At 74.7% G+C, this 19,823-nt stretch carries 5 protein-coding genes; all 5 read right to left on the bottom strand.

All coding sequences use genetic code 11. The features are described 5' to 3' along the window. Positions 1 to 271: 271 nt before the first annotated feature. Positions 272 to 934: a GNAT family N-acetyltransferase gene (locus AKI01S_RS00920; RefSeq protein ID WP_067811130.1), complete on the bottom strand. Its 663-nt coding sequence runs from the start codon at positions 932 to 934 to the stop codon at positions 272 to 274. After that, a complete protein-coding gene (locus AKI01S_RS00925; RefSeq protein WP_067811133.1) occupies positions 927 to 1,136 on the bottom strand; it encodes an MbtH family protein in 210 nt (69 codons plus the stop codon). The genes AKI01S_RS00920 and AKI01S_RS00925 overlap by 8 nt, the downstream gene beginning before the upstream one ends. Next, positions 1,133 to 5,068: a non-ribosomal peptide synthetase gene (locus tag AKI01S_RS00930; protein ID WP_067811136.1), complete on the bottom strand. Its 3,936-nt coding sequence runs from the start codon at positions 5,066 to 5,068 to the stop codon at positions 1,133 to 1,135. Before AKI01S_RS00930 ends, AKI01S_RS00925 begins: the two co-directional genes overlap by 4 nt. Further along, positions 5,068 to 12,840 carry a non-ribosomal peptide synthetase gene (locus AKI01S_RS00935; protein ID WP_067811138.1) on the bottom strand — a complete coding sequence of 2,591 codons (7,773 nt, stop codon included), beginning with the start codon at positions 12,838 to 12,840 and terminating at the stop codon, positions 5,068 to 5,070. Before AKI01S_RS00935 ends, AKI01S_RS00930 begins: the two co-directional genes overlap by 1 nt. After that, a partial coding sequence (locus AKI01S_RS00940) for a non-ribosomal peptide synthetase (RefSeq protein ID WP_157419569.1) occupies positions 12,837 to 19,823 on the bottom strand: 6,987 nt, incomplete at its 5' end. The genes AKI01S_RS00935 and AKI01S_RS00940, both read right to left, overlap by 4 nt.

The following is a 19,823-nucleotide window of genomic DNA, read 5'->3' on the forward strand; positions in this document are numbered from 1 at the left end:
TATAAGCGACAAAAGAAGCCCCGGCGCCCAAGCACCAGGACCCGCCGCGCGGAGGCGCGGCGATCAGCACCGTCATGGCACCACCTCGTCAGGGCTGGGGAACGTCACGACCGGGAGCCTGCGAGTAGCCATATAAGCGACAAAGGAAGCCCTGGCGTCACAGCGCCAGGACCGGCCGCGCGGAGGCGCGGCGATCAGCACGGTCATGGCGCCGCCTCGTCTGGGCCGGGGAACGTCACGGTCGGGGGCTTGTGAGCGGCGGGTGGGCATGTCATGGAATCAGTTCTTCCTCCTCGTCGGTCCGGGCGGCGGTCCGGGGGTCGTGTGGGAGCGGCCAGGGGGCCAGCCGGGGGTCGGGGACGAGCTTGGGCCCGGTCCGCTCGGCGGAGACCTTGAAGCCGCGCCGCCGGTAGTTGGCCAACGCGTTCGGGTGGTCCAACGTGCTGGTCCGCAGCCACACGCGGGTGGCGGGGCCGGTGTGCTCGGCCCACAGCCGGCCGCGCCGCCAGGCGCGGCGGACGCACTGTTCGACCAGGTAGCCGCCGTGTCCCCGGCCGACGAACGCCGGGGTCAGCCCGACCAGGTGGATCTCGGTGTCGCCGGAGGGCTGGGCCTCGATCTCGAAGAAGCCCGCGACGGTCCCCTCGGCCATCACGATCCAGGTGCCCAGTTCGGGGCGTTCCACCCAGGCGCGCCAGTCGTCGTGGGACCAGGTGAACCGGTCGGTCCAGCAGACCCGGGCGCCGACCGCCGCGTACAGCGCGCGGTTGAGGTCGGGGGACGGCACCCGGGCCAGGGTGAAGGCCATCTCCACCGGGGGCAGCGGCGCGGGCCGCAGGTCGGCCGGGTCGCGCATCTCCATCACCCACTCGGTGACGGCGGGGACCTCCAGGGGCGGGGACGCCGTCGTCCCCGCCGCCCCGGTCCTACTCACCCATCGCCTCGATCAGGCTCTTGGGTCGCATGTCGGTCCAGTTCTCGTTGATGAAGTCCACGCACGCCCGCCGGGTGTCCTCGGCCTTGGCGACGCTCCACCCGGCGGGGACCTCGGCGAACGACGGCCACAGCGAGTACTGGCCCTCGTCGTTGACGAGGACGGTGTAGGTGGCCTCGGGGTCCTCGAACGGGTTCGTCATCGGTGTTCCTTCCGGGTCGGGGGGTCGGGTCGGCGGCGCGGCGGGTGGAGCCCGTCGAGGCGTGCGGCCAGGACCGCGCCCATCGCGGCGACGGGTTCGGGTTCCATCAGGTGGTGGTGCTCCACGTCCAGGGGATGGTCCTCGATCTCGCCGTCCACCAGGGGGCCCCAGTTGGCGCGGGCGGTGGGCGCGCCGGGGGCGCGGTCCCGCAGGGCGGTGAAGAACAGCAGGTCGCCGCGGAACGGGCCGGGGCGGTACTCCTCGGCCTGGCGGACGCCGTTGGCGTAGTTGCGGTAGACGTTGACCAGGGCGTTCTCGTCGAGGGTGGCCAGGGCGTCGCCGCGGGCGGCGAGCACGCCCATGATCTGTTCGAGGTCGGGGTGGCCGTCGGGGTCGAGCATGGTGGCGTCCACGCCGATGCCCTGGAGGAGCTCGGGCAGCACGTCGCGTTTCTCGGAGTCCAGGTCGAGGCCGTGGTAGGAGTCGATCAGGGTGAGCAGCGCGACCCGCTCGCCGTCCTGCTGGAGGCGGGTGGCCATCTCGTAGGCGATGAGGCCGCCGAGGGACCAGCCCGCCAGGTGGTAGGGGCCGTGCGGCTGGACGGCGCGGATCCGCGCGAGGTAGTCCTCGGCCATCTCCTCGACGGAGCCGGGCAGCTCGTCCTGGGTGAACGCGCGGGCCTGGAGGCCGTAGAGCGGCTGGTCGGGGCCCAGGTGCCGCTGGAACCGGAAGTACGGCCAGGCCAGGCCGCCCGCCGGGTGGACGAGGAACAGCGGCGGGCGCGTCCCGGTGGCGCGGATCGGCAGCAGGACGTCGAAGCCCGGGTCGGCGGGGGCGTCGGCGCGCAGCAGCGCCTCGACGGTCTGGCCGGTGAAGACCTGGCGGGGCGTGAGGTCGATGCCGCTCCGCCGGGCCAGGGTGCACAGCTTGAGCGCGGTGATGCTGTCGCCGCCCAGATCGAAGAAGCTGACGTCGGCGCCGACCCGGTCCAGACCGAGGACCTGCGCGAACAGCCCGCACAGGGTCTCTTCTCCGGGGGTGGCCGGGTCGCGGCCGAGGGCGGCCTCGTCGAACGCGGGGGCGGGCAGCGCGGCGCGGTCCAGTTTTCCGGTCGGGCCGGTCGGCAGCGTCTCCAGCGGGACGAACGCCGACGGCACCATGTACTCGGGCAGCCGGTCGGCCAGGTGGCGGCGCAGCGCCGCGGGGTCGGCCGGGGCGGCGGGGACGACATAGGCGACCAGGTGTTTCACGCCGGGGGTGTCCTCGCGGGCCAGGACGGCGGCGTTCGCCACGGCGGGGTGGTCGGCGAGGGCCGCCTCGATCTCGCCGAGCTCGACGCGGAAGCCCCGGATCTTCACCTGGAGGTCGGCGCGGTCGACGTACTCCAGGACGCCGCTCTCGGTCCAGCGCATCAGGTCGCCGGTGCGGTACATGCGTTCGCCGGGCTTGCCGAACGGGTCGGCGACGAACCGTTCGGCGGTCAGGGCGGGGCGGTCCAGGTAGCCGCGGCCGGTGCCGAGCCCGGCGATGTACGCCTCGCCGACCACGCCGGGCGGGACGGGCTGGAGGCCCGCGTCCAGCAGGTAGACGCGCATCCCGGCGCAGGGGCGGCCGAGCGGGGTGCCGTTGCCGGGCGCGGCGAGGGGGCCGCGCATCCCGAGGAGGGTGGCGAAGGTGGTGCACTCGGTGGGGCCGTAGACGTGGCCGACCTCGGTGCCGGGGCAGGCCGCCAGGACCTTGCGCATCGCCGCCGCCGAGCCCGCCTCGCCGCCGGTCAGCACCTCGGTGAGGGGCGCGAACGCGTGCGGGCGTTCCTCGGCGACCAGGTTGAACAGGGTGGTGGTGAGGAACAGGCCGGTGACCCGCTCGTCCCGGACGGTCCGTTCGAGGACGTCGGCGTCGACGCGGCCGGGCGGGGCGACGACGACGGTGCCGCCCGCGAGGAGGGGCACCCAGATCTCGTAGGTGGAGGCGTCGAACGCGTGCGGGGAGTGCATCAGGACGCGGTCGTGCGCGCCGTCGCGCATCCGCGGGTCGTCGGCCAGCGCGACCACGTCGCGGTGGCGGATCATCACGCCCTTGGGGACGCCGGTCGAGCCGGAGGTGAACAGCACGTAGGCGGTCTGGTCGGGGTGGGCGGGAACGCCGGGGTCGGTCGCGTCGCCGCTGACGTCGGTGACGTCGGTGACGTCGACGATCCGCGCGGTGGTGGTGAGGGCGGCGGCGCGGGACGCGGTGGCGGCGTCCACGAGCAGGACGGGGGCGGCCACCTCGTCGATCGCCCATTGGACGCGGTCGTCGGGGTAGCTGTGGTGGATCGGCGCGTAGGCGCCGCCCGCCTTGAGGATCGCGAGGGTCGCGACGACGACCTCGGCGGAGCGGTCGAGCAGCGTCGCCACGCGGGTCTCGCGGGTGACGCCGAGGGCGACCAGGTGGCGGGCCAGGCGGTTGGCGCGGGCGTCGAGCTCGGCGAACGTGATCGACGCGCCCGCGGCGCGGATCGCGACGGCGTCCGGGCGTTCGGCGGCCAGGCGCGCGAAGCGGCCGGTGACGGTGTCGGGCGACAGGCCGGTGTCGGCGCCCTGCCAGGCGGTGAGGAGGCGGTCGCGTTCGGCGCCGTCGAGGACGTCGATCGCGGCGAGCGGGGCGTCCGGACGGTGGGCGAGCGTCTCCAGGACGGCGGTGAGCCGGTCGGCGAGGCGTTCGGCGGCGGCGGCCGGGTACAGGTCGGCGCGGTGGTCCAGGCGCAGCGCCAGACGGCGGCCGGGGACGGCGGCCAGCGCCAGGGGGTAGTGGGAGGCGTCGTAGCCGTCGTGCGGGCGGACCGTGAGGCCGCCCAGGTCGGTTCCGGCGGCGTCCGGGTCGAACGGGTAGTTCTCCAGCACCGTCATCGTGTCGAACAGCGTGCCGACGCCCGACAGCCGCTGGATGTCGGCGAGCCCGACGTGGTGGTGGGCCATCAGGTCGGCCTGCTCGGCCTGGAGGCGGGTCAGCGCGGCGGCCACGGTGTCGGCGGGGCGGACGCGGACCCGGACCGGGATCGTGTTGATGAACAGGCCGATCATCCGCTCGACGCCCGGCAGCTCGGGCGGGCGGCCCGACACCGCCGCGCCGAACACCACGTCGGTGCGGCCGGTGAGGCGGCCGAGCAGCACGCCCCAGGCGAGCTGGAGGACGGTGTTGAGGGTGACGCCGTGCGCGCGGGCGCGGTCCTGGAGCGCGGCGGTCAGGTCCGCGGACAGCAGGCGGCGGACGCGGCCGGGCGCGGCGGCGCCGGGCCCGGCCGCGTCGGGGGCGACGAGGGTGGGCTCGTCGACGCCGTCCAGGGCGCGCCGCCAGGCGTCCTCGGCGGCGGCGCGGTCCTGCTGCGACAGCCAGGTCAGGTAGTTCTTGTAGGGGGTGGCGCGCGGCATGCCGGTGTCGTCGCCGCCCGCCAGGTAGAGCGCGAGCAGCTCGGTCTGGAGCACCGGGGTGGACCAGCCGTCCAGCAGGATGTGGTGGTTGGTGAACACCATCCGGTGCCGGTCGTCGGCCATCCTCACCAGCACGAAGCGCAGCAGCGGCGGCCGGGCCGGGTCGAAGGGGGTGGCGCGCTCCCGGTCGGCGATCTCGGTGGCGCGGGCCTCGCGTTCGGCCTCGGGGAGGGCCGACAGGTCGATGTCCCGCCAGGGCGGCTTGACCTGGCGGTGGACGATCTGGACGGGGGTGCCCTCCTTGCGCTGGCGGAACCCGGCGCGCAGGTTGGCGTGGCGGCGCAGCAGGGTGGCGGCGGCCCGGCGCAGGGCGGCGGTGTCCAGCGGGCCTTCGAGGTCGAAGACGACCTGCGCGGTGTAGACGTCGTCGCCGTACAGGGCGTGGAAGAACAGGCCCTGCTGGAGCGGCGACAGCGGCCAGACGTCCTCGAGCTGCGACTGCTTCCTCTGTTCCGCCATCAGTCGGGCTCCCCTTCGCCGTCGAAGCCGTCGTCGAACCCGTCGTCGAGTTCGGCGGCCAGTTCGTCGATCTCGTCCTGGTCCAGGTCCACCAGGGTCAGGTCGGAGGGGGTGAAGCCGCCGACGGGCCCGGCGCCGTCGCCGGTGACGTGCGCGACCAGGCCGCGCAGGGCGGCGGCCCAGCGGCCGGCCAGGTCGGTGAGGTCGGCCTCGGCGAACAGCGCGTCCGCCCACGTCCACTCGGCGGTCAGCTCGGGGCCGGTGGGCAGGTCGCGGGTGTGGGCGTTCACCTCGATCGCGTGGACCAGGCCGAGGGCGTCGTCCTGGCCGCCCGCCAGCGCGGCCGGGTCGGCCGGGGACCAGTCGGCGGCGTCCCCGGCGGCGGCGCGGCCCAGGTAGTTGAACGCGATCTGCGGGCGGGGGTGCGGTCCGACCGTGCCCGCGACGTGGCGGAGCAGGCCGTGGCCGACGCCGTTGTCGGGGATCTCGCGGAGCTGCTCCTTGATCCTCTTGAGCGCGGTGCCGACGGCCGGTCCACCGGCGTCCGCCTCGGCCCAGTCGACGCCGCCCGCGTCCAGGCGGACCGGGTGGATCGAGGTGAACCAGCCGACCGTGCGCGACAGGTCCACGCCGGGAACGACCTCCTCGCGTCCGTGACCCTCCAGGTCCACCAGGACGGCGGTGTCGTCGGTGATCCCGCGGGCGCGCCGCCACTCGGCGACGGCCAGCGCCAGGGCGGTGAGCAGGGCGTCGTTGACGCGGCCGTGGAACGCGGCGGGCACGTCGGTCAGCAGCGGCCCGGTGATCTCGGGGGGCAGCGTGATGGTGTGGTGGCGGGCGGTGCCGAACGTGTCGGCCGCCGGGTCCAGCGGGCGCGTGCCGAGGAGCGGGTCGGGGGTGGCGAGGATGTCGTTCCACAGCGCCGTCTCGGCGGTGCGGGCCGGGTCGGAGGCGGCGGCGGTCAGGCGCTGCGCCCAGCGGCGGAAGGAGGTCCCGACCGGCTGGAGTTCTCCCCCGGCCCAGGCGGTCACCAGGTCGGGCAGCAGGATCCGCCACGACACCCCGTCCACGACCAGGTGGTGGAGGGTGAGCAGGAGGCGGCCGGAGTCGTCGTCGCCCGCGTCGAACCAGACGAGCTGCGCCATGACGCCGCTCGCCGGGTCGAGACGGCGGCGCGCGGCCAGGGACTCGTCGTGGAGGACCCGGTCGAGGGCGTCGCCGGTGAGGCCGGTGACGTCCACGCGGCGGACCAGCGGGGCGGCGGCGACGGTGCCGGGCTCGGTGACCTCGAACGTCCACTCCGGGGTGGAGCGGTCGACGCGGAGCCGCAGCATGTCGTGGTGGTCGATGACCTTCTGGAGCGCGGCGGCGAGCCGGTCCGCGCCGAGCGCGGGCGGGACCCGGAGCAGCATCCGCTGGCTGTAGTCGTCCACCGGGCCGGTCAGCTCCTGGAACCACCGCATGATCGGGGTGGCGGGGACGACGCCGACGGCCGTTCCCGGGGGTTCGGCCTCGAACCGCTCGCCCTCGCCGACGGGCCGGGCGGCGGCGGCCAGTTCGGCGACGGTCTGGTGCTGGAACACATCACGAGGCGTGATGACCAGACCCGACTGACGGGCCCGCGACACCAGCTGGATCGCGATGATCGAATCACCGCCCAGATCGAAGAACCCGTCCTCCGCCCCCACCCGCTCCAAACCCAGAACCTCCGCGAACAACGCCGCGAGAGCCTCCTCCTCCGGAGTACGCGGGGCCCGGGAGGACACACGGACGGAGAAGTCGGGGTCGGGGAGGGCCTTGCGGTCGAGCTTGCCGTTGGAGGTCAGGGGCAGCGCGTCGAGCGGGACGACGGCGGCCGGGACCATGTGGTCCGGCAGCGTCCGGTTCGCGAAGCGGCGCAGTTCGGCCGGGTCGATCTCCGCGCCGTCGGCGGGCACGGCGTAGGCGAGCATCCGCCCGTCGCGGACGACGACGGCGGCGTCGGCCACCGAGTCGTGGCGGGCGAGGGCCGCCTCGACCTCGCCCAGCTCGATGCGGAAGCCGCGCAACTGGACCTGCTGGTCGGAACGGCCCAGGTACTCCAGGCGGCCGCCCGGCAGCCAGCGGCCGAGGTCGCCGGTGCGGTACATGCGCTCGCCGGACCTGGAGAACGGGTTCGCGACGAAGCGTTCGGCGGTGAGGCCGGGACGGTCGAGGTAGCCGCGCGCCAGGCCCGCGCCCGCGACGTACAGCTCGCCGGTCACGCCGGGGGGGACGGGCCGCAGGCGTTCGTCCAGGACGTAGATCTTCAGGTCGGGGATGCCGACGCCGATCATGCTGCCGGAGGCGGTGGCCGCGGAGGCACGGTCCAGGGCCAGGTACGACACGTGGACCGTGGTCTCGGTGATGCCGTACATGTTGACGAGGGTCGGGGCGTCCTCCGGATGCCGCGCGTACCAGTCGTCCAGACGGCCCAGCTCCAGCGCCTCACCGCCGAAGACGATGTAGCGCAGGGCCAGGTCCAGGCCCGGGTTGTCCCGGTCGGCCGCCATGAGCTGGTAGAAGGCCGACGGCGTCTGGTTCAGGACCGTGACCTTCTCCGCCGCCAGCAGCCGCAGGAAGTCCTCGGGCGAACGAGAGGTCAGGTAAGGAACGACGACCAGGCGACCGCCGTACAGCAGGGAACCCCACAGCTCCCACACCGAGAAGTCGAACGCATACGAGTGGAACAACGTCCACACATCGTCCGGCCCGAAATCGAACCACTGCTCCGTGGACCGCAGCAGCCGCACCACGTTCTGGTGCGGGACCACCACGCCCTTGGGACGCCCCGTCGAACCGGACGTGTAGATCACGTACGCGGGGTGCTCGGGGCGCAAGGGGCGGACGCGGTCCTCGTCGGTCGGGTCGCAGTCGATGTGGCCGAGCCGTTCGGCCTCCTCCATGAGGAGGCGGTCGATCGTGTCGGGCAGGACGGCGGCGGCCTCGCGCGTGGTGATGGCGAGCACGGGTTCGGCGTCGTCGAGCATGTAGGCGATGCGGTCGGCCGGGTAGTCGGGGTCGATGGGGACGTAGGCCGCGCCCGCCTTCAGCACCGCCAGCACCGCCACGACCAGCTCGACCGAGCGCGGCAGCGCCAGCGCCACGAACCGCTCCGGGCCGACGCCGCGTTCGATGAGCAGGTGGGCGAGGCGGTTGGCGCGGGCCTCCAGCTCGCCGTAGCTGAGGGTCGTGCTCTCAAACGTGACCGCCGGGGACGCGGCGTGCGCCGTCACCACCGCTTCGAAGATCTCGGGGATGGTGGTGCGCGCGTCCACGGTCGCGGTGCCGCCCGCCCAGGTGCGCAGGATCGTGCGGCGTTCGGCGCGGTCGAGGATCTCGGCGGTGCCGATGGGCGCGTCGGGGGCGTCGGCGAGTTCGCGCAGCAGGCGCTGGAAGCGGGCCGCGAGGGAGGCGGCGGTGTCGGCGTCGAACAGGTCGAGCGCGTACTCCAGCCCGGCGTCGATCCCGGCGGGGGCGCCGTCGGCGTCGTGGCGTTCCTCCAGGTGGAGGGAGAGGTCGTACTTGGCCGTGCCGGACGGCAGGGGGTGCGCGCCGCCGGTGAGGCCGTCGAGTCCGAGTTTCGCCTCGGGGTTGTTCTGGAACGTCAGCGCGACCTGGAACAGCGGGTGGCGGGCCATGGAGCGGGCCGGGTTCAACACCTCCACCAGGCGTTCGAAGGGGAGGTCCTGGTGGGCGTAGGCGGCCAGGTCGGCCTCCCGGACCCGCGCGATCAACTCCTTGAACGTCGGGTCGCCGCTGGTGTCGGTGCGCAGGACCAGCATGTTGACGAACATGCCGACCAGGTCGTCCAGGGCCTCGTCGGTACGGCCCGCGATCGGCGACCCGATCGGGATGTCGGTGCCCGCGCCGAGCCGGGTGAGCAGCGCGGCGTAGGCGGCCTGCATGACCATGAACAGGCTCGCGCCGGTCTCGCGGGCCAGCGCGAGCAGCGCCCGGTGGAGGTCGGGGTCCAGGTGGAACGGGACCGTGCCGCCGCGGTGGCTCGCCTCGGCGGGGCGGGGCCGGTCGGTGGGCAGTTCGAGCCGGTCGGGGAGCCCGGCCAGGGCGTCGCGCCAGAACGCGATCTGCTTCGAGATCAGGCTGCCGGGATCGTCCTCGGAGCCGAACAGCTCGCGCTGCCAGAGCGTGTAGTCGGCGTACTGCACCGGCAACGGCGCCCAGTCCGGGGCGCGGCCCTCGGCGCGGGCGGCGTAGGCGGTGATCACGTCGCGGGCCAGCGGCGCCATCGACCAGCCGTCCCCGGCGATGTGGTGCAGGACCAGCAGCAGGACGTGCCGGTCCTCCCCCAGCCGGAACAGCCGGGCGCGTAGCGGGGGCTCCACCGACAGGTCGAAGCCCCGGCCGGCCTCGGCGGCCAGCTCCGTCGGCAGGCGGGTCTCGTCGGTGGCGGTGACCGGCAGGCGCGGCCGGGCGGTGGCCGGGTCGAGGACGAGCTGCCGGGCGGTGCCGGAGGCGTCGGGGAAGATCGTGCGCAGGGTCTCGTGGCGGGCCACCACGTCGGCGAGCGCGCTTTCGAGGGCGGCGGCGTCGAGCGCGCCGTCCAGGCGGAGCGCGGCGGGCATGACGAACGTCGCCGACGGCCCCTCGAAGCGGTTGAGGAACCACAGGCGCTGCTGCGCGTACGACAGCGGGACGACGTCGGGGCGTTCGGCGCGGGTCAGCGGCGGGCGGACGGTCCCGGCGGCCCGCTCCTCGTGGCGGGCGACGCGTTCGGCGAGGCCCGCGACCGTGGGGGCCTCGAACAGGGCGCGGACCGGCAGCTCCACGCCGAGCGCCGACCGGATCCGGCTGATCAGGCGGGTCGCGACCAGCGAGTCCCCGCCCAGGTCGAAGAAGCCGTCGTCGACGCCGACCCTCGCGACGCCGAGAACCTCGGCGAACAGCCCGCACAGGATCTCCTCCCGCGGGGAGCGCGGGGCGCGGGACACGGTCGCGGCGACGCCGGGCTCCGGCAGCGCGTCCCGGTCGAGCTTGCCGTTGACCGTCAACGGCAGCGCCTCCAGCGCGGTGATCGCCGGGACCATGTGGTCCGGCAGCCGCGCGGCGGCGTACCGGCGCAGGGCCGCGACGTCCACGGTGGCGGGGACGACGTAGGCCGCGAGCCGTCCGTCGCGGGCGACCACGGCGGCCTGGGCGACGCCCTCGAAGCGGGCGAGCACGTTCTCGATCTCGCCGGGCTCGACGCGGAACCCGCGGATCTTCACCTGGTCGTCGACGCGGCCCAGGTGCTCGATCGTGCCGTCGGCGGTCCACCGGGCCAGGTCGCCGGTGCGGTACATGCGGTCGCCGGGCGCGCCGAACGGGTCGGCGACGAAGCGTTCGGCGGTCAGGTCGGGGCGGTCCAGGTAGCCGCGCGCGAGCTGGACGCCCGCCAGGTACAGCTCGCCGGGCACCCCGACCGGCGCGGGCTGGAGCGCGGCGTCCAGGACGTAGGCGCGGGTGTTGCGGTGCGGGGAGCCGATCGCCGGGCGTTCGCCCGCCGTGACCGGCTGGTTCATGGTGTCGATGGTCGACTCGGTGGGTCCGTAGAAGTTGCGGACCGTGGTCCCCTCCAGGGCGCGCAGGTCGTTCCAGAGCGCGCCGTCGATCGCCTCGCCGCCGAGCAGCAGGTGGGAGGGGTGGTGTCCGGCGGTGAGCAGGCCCGCCTCGCGCAGCGCCCGGAAGTGGGAGGGGGTGGCGTTCACCAGGTCGAGGCGGGTGGCGTCGACGTACCGGGCGAACGCCGTCACGTCGCGGCGCGTCTCGTCGTCGATCAGGTGGAGCTCGTGGCCGTGGAACATCCACAGCAGGCCCATCCAGGAGGTGTCGAACGAGAACGACGCCAGGTGCGCGAACCGCAGCCGCCGTCCCCCGGCCTCGGCGACCGCGGGTTCGAAGAACGTCGCGCGGTGCGCCTCGTAGTAGTTGACGACCCCGGCGTGCGGGACGACGACGCCCTTGGGGCGGCCCGTCGATCCCGACGTGTAGATCACGTAGGCGGCGTTGTCGCCGGTCACCGGGCGGACCCGGTCGGCGTCGGTGGGGTCGTGGTCCGGGCGGCCGGGGGCGGCCGCGACACCGCCCGCGTCGATCACCAGGGCGGGCGCGGCGTCGGCGAGCATCGCGGCGATCCGGTCGGCCGGGTACTCGGGGTCGACCGGCACGTACGCCGCGCCCGCCTTGTGCACCGCGAGGATGGCGGTGACGAGGTCGGGGGTGCGGGGCAGGACGAGGGCGACGCGGTCCTCCGCGCCGATCCCGCGCGCGATGAGCTCGTGGGCCAGGCGGTTGGCGCGGACGTTCAGCTCGGCGTAGGTGAGGCGCCGGTCCCCCGCGACCAGGGCGATGGCGTCGGGGGTGGCGGCGGCCCGGCGTTCCCACAGGTCGGTGAGGGTGCCGGTGGGGTGGTCGGCGGCGGTGGCGTTCCAGGCGTCCAGGCGGGCGCGTTCGGCGTCGTCGGTGAGGACGACCGCTCCGGCGGGTCGCGCGGAGTCCTCGGCGAACGCCTCCAGGAAGCGCCGCGCCCGCGCCAGCAGCGCGTCAGCGACGTCGTGTCCGTAGACGTCGGGGCGGTAGTGCAGGCGCAGCGACAGCTCGTCGCCGGGGATCGCCACGAACGACAGCGGGAAGTGGGTGGCGTCGTAGGACTCGAAGCCGGTGACGCGGAGGCCGTTCAGCGACCCGGCCGCGGCGTCGGGGTCGAACGGGTAGTTCTCCAGCACCGTCATCGTGTCGAACAGCGTGCCGTTGTGCCCGGCGGCCCGCTGGACGTCGGTGAGGCCGAGGTGGTGGTGCGGCAGCAGTTCGGTCTGCTCGTCCTGGAGGCGTTCCAGCAGCTCGCCCAGGGACTCGCCGGGCCGGTGCCGCACGCGGACCGGGATGGTGTTGATGAACAGGCCGATCATCTGCTCGACGCCGGGCAGCTCGGGCGGGCGGCCGGAGACGGCCGCGCCGAACACCACGTCGTCGCGGCCCAGCGTCCGGCCCAGCGTCAGGCCCCACGCGGCCTGGAGCACGGTGGACAGGGTTGCGCCGTGGCGGCGGGCGGCGCGGGTCAGCCGCTTGGTCAGCCGCGCGTCCAGGGTGGTGGCGGTCCGGGCGGGCGGCACGGGCGGGCGGCCCGCCGCCTCGGGGGCGACCAGGCTCGGCCCGTCGACGCCGTCCAGGGCGCGCCGCCAGGCGTCCTCGGCGGCGGCGCGGTCCTGCCGGGACAGCCACGCCAGGTAGTTCTTGTAGGGGGTGACGCGCGGGAAGCCGGTGTCGTGGCCGCCCTGGAGGTAGAGCGCGAACAGCTCGGTCGCCAGCACCGGCGTGGACCAGCCGTCCAGCAGGATGTGGTGGTTGGTGAGGATCAGCCGGTGGCGGTCCGGGGCGATCCGCACCAGGACGAACCGCAGCAGCGGCGGATCGGTGAGGTCGAACGGGCGGGCGCGCTCCCGGGCCACGACCGCGTCGGCCTCGGCCTCCGACGCGACCGTGACCTCCTCCCACGGCGGTTCGACGCCGCGCGGGATGACCTGGACGGGCCGCGACAGGTCCTCGTGCCAGAACGCGGCCCGCAGGTTGGAGTGCCGCCGCAGCAGGGTCGCGGCGGCGGTCCGCAGCGCGGCGGCGTCGAGCGGGCCCTCCAGCTCCAGCGCGATCTGCGCGGTGTAGACGTCGGCGTCGGCGTCGTCGAACAGCGCGTGGAAGAAGAACCCCTGCTGCAACGGCGACAGCGGCAGGATGTCCTCCAGGTCCCCCCGGTTCACTGCTGCTTCCTCCACGCGTCCTGAAGTTTGTCGATCTCGGTCTGGTCCAGGTCGACCAGCAGGTCCGACGGGGTGAAGCCGCCCACCGGGCCGGTGCCGTCGCCGCCGTCCGCGACGTGCGCGACCAGGCCGCGCAGCGCGGTGGCCCAGTGCCCGGCCAGGGCCCGCACCTCGTCCTCGGCCAGCAGGCCGTCCGGCCAGGTCCAGGTCGCCGACAGCACCGGGCCGCCGGCCCGGTCCCGGGTGATCGCGTTGATCTCCAGGGCGTGGGCCATCGGCAGCCGCGGGTCCTCCCCCGCCGGGGGCTCCTCGGGGGCGAGCGTCCAGTCGCCGCCGCCGTCGCCGGGCGCGGCCCCGGCGGGGATCCGGCCGAGGTAGTTGAACGCGATCTGCGCGGGCGGCGCTTCGGCGAGCTCCTCGGCGGCCTCCCGGTCGAGGTGGCGCAGCAGGCCGTAGCCGATGCCGTCGCCCGGCACGGCGCGGAGCTGCTCCTTGACCTTCTTCAGGGCGGTCCCGGCGGCCGCGCCGCCCGCGGCGACCTCGGCCCAGTCGGCGGTCCCGGCGTCCAGGCGGACCGGGTGGATCGAGGTGAACCAGCCGACCGTGCGCGACAGGTCCACGCCCGGCACCGCGTCCCCGCGTCCGTGGCCCTCCAGGTCCACCAGCACGCCGGTGCCCCGGCCGCCGCGCGCCCTCCGCCAGTGCGCGACGGCGAGGGCGAGGCCGGTGAGCAGGGCGTCGTTGACGCGGCCGTGGAACGCGGCGGGCACGTCGGTCAGCAGCGGCCCGGTGACGTCGGCGGGCAGCTCCAGGGTGAGGGAGCGGGCGCGGGCCGCGACGTCCACGCGGGGGTCGAGGGCGCGGTCGCCGAGCGGCGCGTTCGGGCCGTCCACGATGTCGAGCCAGGTGTCGAGCTCGGCGGTGCGGGCCGGGTCGGAGGCGGCGGCGGTCAGGCGCTGCGCCCAGCGGCGGAAGGAGGTCCCGACCGGCTGGAGTTCTCCCCCGGCCCAGGCGGTCACCAGGTCGGGCAGCAGGATCCGCCACGACACCCCGTCCACGACCAGGTGGTGCAGCAGGACGAGCAGGCGGCCCTGGGCGTCGCCCGCGTCGAGCCAGACGAGCTGCGCCATGACGCCGTTGACGGGGTCGAGGCGGTCGCGGGCGGCGGCGGCCTGCTCGGCGACGACGTCGGCGAGCTTGTCGGCGTCCAGGCCCGCGACGTCCACGCGGGTCACCAGGTCCTCGACGGAGACGGCCGGGCGGACCACCGGCTGCCACCGGTCGCCGTCGACGTCCAGGCGCAGCCGCAGCACGTCGTGATGGTCGACGACCTTCTGGAACGCGTCCGCGAGCGCCTCCAGGCCGAGCCCGGCGGGGGTGCGCAGCACCGTCGCCTGGTGGAACCCGGCGATCAGGTCGGCGTCGCCGCCGGCGCGGTCCCGCAGCCAGGCGACGATCGGCGTGACCGGGACGGGGCCGACGGCGGTGCCGGGGGCCTCGGCCTCGATCTCCTCCCCCTCGCCGACGGGCCGGGCGGTGGCGGCCAGTTCGGCGACGGTCTGGTGCTGGAACACATCACGAGGCGTGATGACCAGACCCGACTGGCGCGCCCGCGACACCAACTGGATCGCGATGATCGAATCACCGCCCAGATCGAAGAACCCGTCCTCCGCCCCCACCCGCTCCAAACCCAGAACCTCCGCGAACAACGCCGCAAGAGCCTCCTCCTCCGGAGTACGCGGGGCCCGGGAGGACACACGGGCGGAGAGATCGGGTGCGGGAAGCGCCTTGCGGTCGAGCTTGCCGTTGACGGTCAGCGGCAGCGCGTCGAGGGCCGTGAACACCGCCGGAACCATGTGGTCGGGGAGGCGTCCGGCCAGGTGGCGGCGGAGCGCGGCCGGGTCGTGGTCGTCGGCGACGACATAGACGACATAGGCGACCAGGCGTTTGACGCCGGGGACGTCCTCGCGGACGACGACGGCGGCGTCGGAGACCGCGTCGTGGGCGACGAGCGCCGATTCGATCTCGCCGAGCTCGATGCGGAAGCCGCGTAGCTGGACCTGCTGGTCGGAACGGCCCAGGTACTCCAGGCGGCCGTCCGGCAGCCAGCGGCCGAGGTCGCCGGTGCGGTACATGCGGGTGCCGGGCGCGCCGAACGGGTTCGCGACGAAGCGTTCGGCGGTGAGGCCGGGACGGTCGAGGTAGCCGCGCGCCAGGCCCGCTCCCGCGACGTACAGCTCGCCGACCACTCCGGGAGGGACCGGCTGGAGATGGCCGTCGAGCACGTAGACGCGCAGGTCGGGGATGCCGACGCCGATCACGCTGCCGGAGGCGGTGGCCGCGGAGGCACGGTCCAGGGCCAGGTACGACACGTGGACCGTGGTCTCGGTGATGCCGTACATGTTGACCAGCACCGGAGCATCGTCGGCGTGACGGGAGTACCAGTCGTCCAGACGGCCCAGCTCCAGCGCCTCACCGCCGAAGACGATGTAGCGCAGGGCCAGGTCCCGGCCCGGGTTGTCCCGGTCGGCCGCCATGAGCTGGTAGAAGGCCGACGGCGTCTGGTTCAGGACCGTGACCTTCTCCGCCGCCAGCAGCCGCAGGAAGTCCTCGGGCGAACGAGAGGTCAGGTAAGGAACGACGACCAGGCGACCGCCGTACAGCAAGGAACCCCACAGCTCCCACACCGAGAAATCGAACGCATACGAGTGGAACAACGTCCACACATCGTCGGCGTTGAAATCGAACCACTGCTCCGTGGACCGCAGCAGCCGCACCACGTTCTGGTGCGGGACCACCACGCCCTTGGGACGCCCCGTCGAACCGGACGTGTAGATCACGTACGCGGGGTGGCCGGGGTCGAGCGGGCGGACGCGGTCGGCGTCGGTGAGGTCGGTGTCCAGGTAGGCCGCGTGCGCGTCGTCCTCCAGCAGGACGCGCGGCAGGTCCTCGGGCAGCGCCCCGCCCGCCGCGCCCGTGGTGATCGCGATCACCGGTCCGGCGTCGTCGAGCATGAGGGCGGTGCGGTCGGCCGGGTGGTCCGGGTCGATCGGGACGTAGGCCGCGCCCGCCTTCAGCACCGCCAGCACCGCCACGACCAGCTCGACCGAGCGCGGCAGCGCCAGCGCCACGAACCCCTCGGGGCCGATCTCGCGGGCGGCCAGGTAGCGGGCCAGGCGGTTGGCGCGGGCGTTCAGCTCGCCGTAGGTGAGGGTGGTGCCCTCGAACGTGACCGCCGGGGCGTCCGGCCGTTCGGCCGCCCGCGCCTCGAACAGGGCCGGGAGCGTCGCCCGCGTGGCGGCGTCGCCGCCGGTCGGGGCCGTGCCGCCCGCCCACTCGTCCAGGATGGTGGCGCGTTCGGCGGGGGCGAGGACGTCGGCCGCGCCGATCCGGGCGTCCGGGTCCTCCAGCAGGGCCGTCAGGTGGCGCGTGAACCGCTCCGCCAGCGTGGCGGCGGTCGCCGGGTCGTACAGGTCGAGCGCGTACTCCAGTTCCCCGGCGAGTCCGTCGTCGGTCTCGGTGAGGACCATCAGCAGGTCGAAGCGGGACACCCCGGCGTGCAGCGGTTCGGCCCGCGCGGTGAAGCCGGGGAGTTCGAGCCGGGCCTCGGGGTTGTTCTGGAACGTCAGGCCGACCTGGAACAGGGGGTGGCGGCCCAGGTGGCGCGGCGGGTTCAGCACCTCCACCAGGCGCTCGAACGGGACGTCCTGGTGGGCGTAGGCGGCCAGGTCGGTCTCCCGGACGCGCGCGACCAGCTCCCGGAACGTCGGATCACCGCTGGTGTCGGTGCGGAAGACCAGCATGTTGACGAACATGCCGACCAGGTCGTCCAGGGCCTCATCGGTACGGCCCGCGACCGGCGATCCGATCGGAATGTCGGTGCCCGCGCCCAGGCGGGTGAGCAGCGCGGCGAACGCGGCCTGCGCGACCATGAACGGGCTCGCGCCGGTCTCCCGGGCGACCTCGTTCAGCCGGGCCCGGACGCCGGCGGGCAGGGTGAAGCGGGTGGTGCCGCCGCGGTGGCTCGCCTCGGCGGGGCGGGGCCGGTCGGTCGGCAGGTCCAGTTCCTCGGGCAGCCCGGCCAGGGCGTCGCGCCAGAACGCGATCTGCTTCGAGATCAGGCTGCCCGGATCGTCCTCGGAGCCGAACAACTCCTGCTGCCAGAGCGTGTAGTCCGCGTACTGCACCGGCAACGGCGCCCAGTCCGGCGCACGGCCCTCGGCGCGGGCCGCGTAGGCGGTGACGACATCGCGGGCCAGCGGCGCCAGGGACCAGCCGTCCCCGGCGATGTGGTGCATCAGCAGCAGCACCACGTGCTCGTCGCCGCCGAGCCGGTACAGGTGGGCGCGGATCGGGGGTTCGGCGGAGATGTCGAACGCGTACCCGGCGGCCATGCCCAGGTGCGCGGGCAGTTCGGCGGCGGCGGTGTCGGTGACGTGGAGTTCGGGGCGGGCGGCGGCCGGGTCCAGGATGTGCTGGCGCGGCACTCCCCCGCTGTCGGGGAGGATCGTGCGCAGCGACTCGTGGCGGGCGACGACGTCGCCGAGCGCGGCCTGGAGCGCGTCGGCGTCGAGCGCGCCGGTGACGCGCAGCGCGAGCGGCATGTTGTAGGTGGCCGACGGGCCCTCGAAGCGGTTGAGGAACCACAGCCGGTTCTGCGCGTAGGACACCGGCAGCGGGTCGGGGCGGTCGCGCGGCTCCAGCGCCGGGCGGTCGCGTCCGGTCCCGGCCTCGCCCAGCAGCGCGGCGAGGGCGGCGACGGTCGGGGCCTCGAACAGCGCGCGGACCGGGAGCTCGACCGCCAGGACGCGGCGGACGCGGCTGACGACCCGCATGGCGATCAGCGAGTTGCCGCCGAGGGCGAAGAAGTCGTCGTCGATCCCGACGCGGTCCAGGCCGAGCAGGTCGGCGAAGACGGCGGCGACGGCCCGCTCGCGTTCGTCGCGGGGGGCGCGGTAGGCGGCGCGCGGCGCGGTGATCCCGGGTCGGGGCAGCGCCTTGACGTCGACCTTGCCGTTGGGGGTCAGCGGCATCTCGTCGAGCAGCACGACGGCGGCCGGGACCATCGACTCGGGCAGGTGGGCGCGGACGTGGGCGCGCAGCTCCTCGGGGTCGGCCGTCTGGCCGGGCTTGGCGACGACGTAGGCGACCAGGCGTTTGACGGTGGCCTCGGCGGCGGGCGCGGGGGTGATCGGGACGGGCGCCGTGGTGCGGTGCTCCTCGATGCCGGGCAGGTCCAGGCCGGTGACGGTGACCGCGCCGCGCGACTCCACGGCCGCCTCCAGGACCCGCCGGTACCAGGCCGCGAACCGCTCGACGGTCGCGGCGTCGAACAGGTCGCGGGCGTACTCGACGGTCCCGGCCAGGCCGCCGGAGCCGTCGCGCGACTCCTCCAGCAGGAACTCCAGGTCGAACTTGGCGACCCCGGCGTCCACCGGCTCGACCTCGACGGTCAGACCGGGCAGCTCGACGCTCGCCACCGGGTTGTTCTGCAGGGTCAGCATGACCTGGAACAGGGGGTGGCGGCCCAGGTGGCGCGGCGGGTTCAGCACCTCCACCAGGCGCTCGAACGGGACGTCCTGATGGGCGTGGGCGGCCAGGTCCGTGTCGCGGACGCGGGCCAGCAGCTCGGCGAACGCGGGGTCGCCGCCGGTGTCGGTGCGCAGGACCAGGGTGTTGACGAACACGCCGACCAGGTCGTCCAGGGCCTCGTCGGTGCGGCCCGCGACCGGCGACCCGATCGGGACGTCGGTGCCCGCCCCCAGGCGGGTGAGCAGCGCGGCGAGCGCGGCCTGGAGCACCATGAACAGGCTGACCTGGTGGTCGCGGGCCAGCGCGGTCAGGTCCCGGTGGAGTTCCGGCGGCAGCGTGAACGCGACCTGGCCACCCCGGTAGGAGGCGCGGTCGGGGCGCGGCCGGTCGGTCGGCAGCGGCGTCTGGTCGGGCAGGCCGGACAGGGCCCGCCGCCAGTGGGCGATCTGGCGGGCGGCCAGGCTGTCCGGGTCGTCCTCGTCGCCGAGCAGCGCGCGCTGCCAGAGGGCGTAGTCGGCGTACTGGACCGGCAGCGGCGCCCAGTCGGGGGCGCGGCCCTCGCGGCGGGCCAGGTAGGCGGTGATGACGTCGCGGGCGAGCGGGGCCAGGGACCAGCCGTCGCCCGCGATGTGGTGCAGGACCAGCAGCAGCAGGTGCTCGTCGGGGCCGAGCCGGTACAGGTGGGCGCGGATCGGCAGGTCGGTGGCCAGGTCGAAGCCGCGGGTGGCGTCCGCGAACAGCGCGCCGCGCACGTCCCCGGCGACGACCTCGCCGACCAGCAGCCGCGGGTCGGCGTCCCCGGGGTCCAGGACGCGCTGCGCCGGCGCGCCGTCCACCTCGTCGAACAGCGTCCGCAGCGGCTCGTGCCGGGCCACGACGTCGCGGAGCGCGGCGCGCACCGCGCCGGGGTCGATCTCGCCGGTGAGGCGCAGCGGGATCGGCATGTTGTAGGTGGCGGTCGGCCCTTCGAGGCGGTTGAGGAACCACAGGCGTTCCTGGGCGTGGGACACCGGCAGCGGGTCGGGGCGCGCGGCCGGGGTCAGCGCGGGGCGGACCGGTCCGGTCCCGGCCGCGACGTGCTCGGCGAGCCCGGCGACGGTCGGGGCCTCGAACAGCGCGCGCACCGGCAGCTCGGCGCCCAGCGCGGCGCGGGCGCGCGCCACCACGCGGGTGGCCTTCAGCGAGTCGCCGCCGAGGTCGAAGAAGTCGTCGTCGATGCCGACGCGCGGCAGCCCCAGCACCTCCGCGACGATCCCGCACAGGATCTCCTCGCGGTCGTCGCGCGGGCCGCGCCCGGTGGCGGCGACGAGCACCGGCTCGGGCAGCGCCCCCCGGTCCAGCTTCCCGGCCGGGTTCAGCGGGAGCTCCGGCAGCACCATGATCGCGGCGGGGACCATGTACTCGGGCAGCGTCCGGCCGGCGTGGGCGCGCAGCGCCGCCGGGTCCAGGGC

The sequence above is a fragment of the Actinomadura kijaniata NBRC 14229 genome, from assembly GCF_001552175.1.
GTDB classification, from domain to species: domain Bacteria; phylum Actinomycetota; class Actinomycetes; order Streptosporangiales; family Streptosporangiaceae; genus Spirillospora; species Spirillospora kijaniata.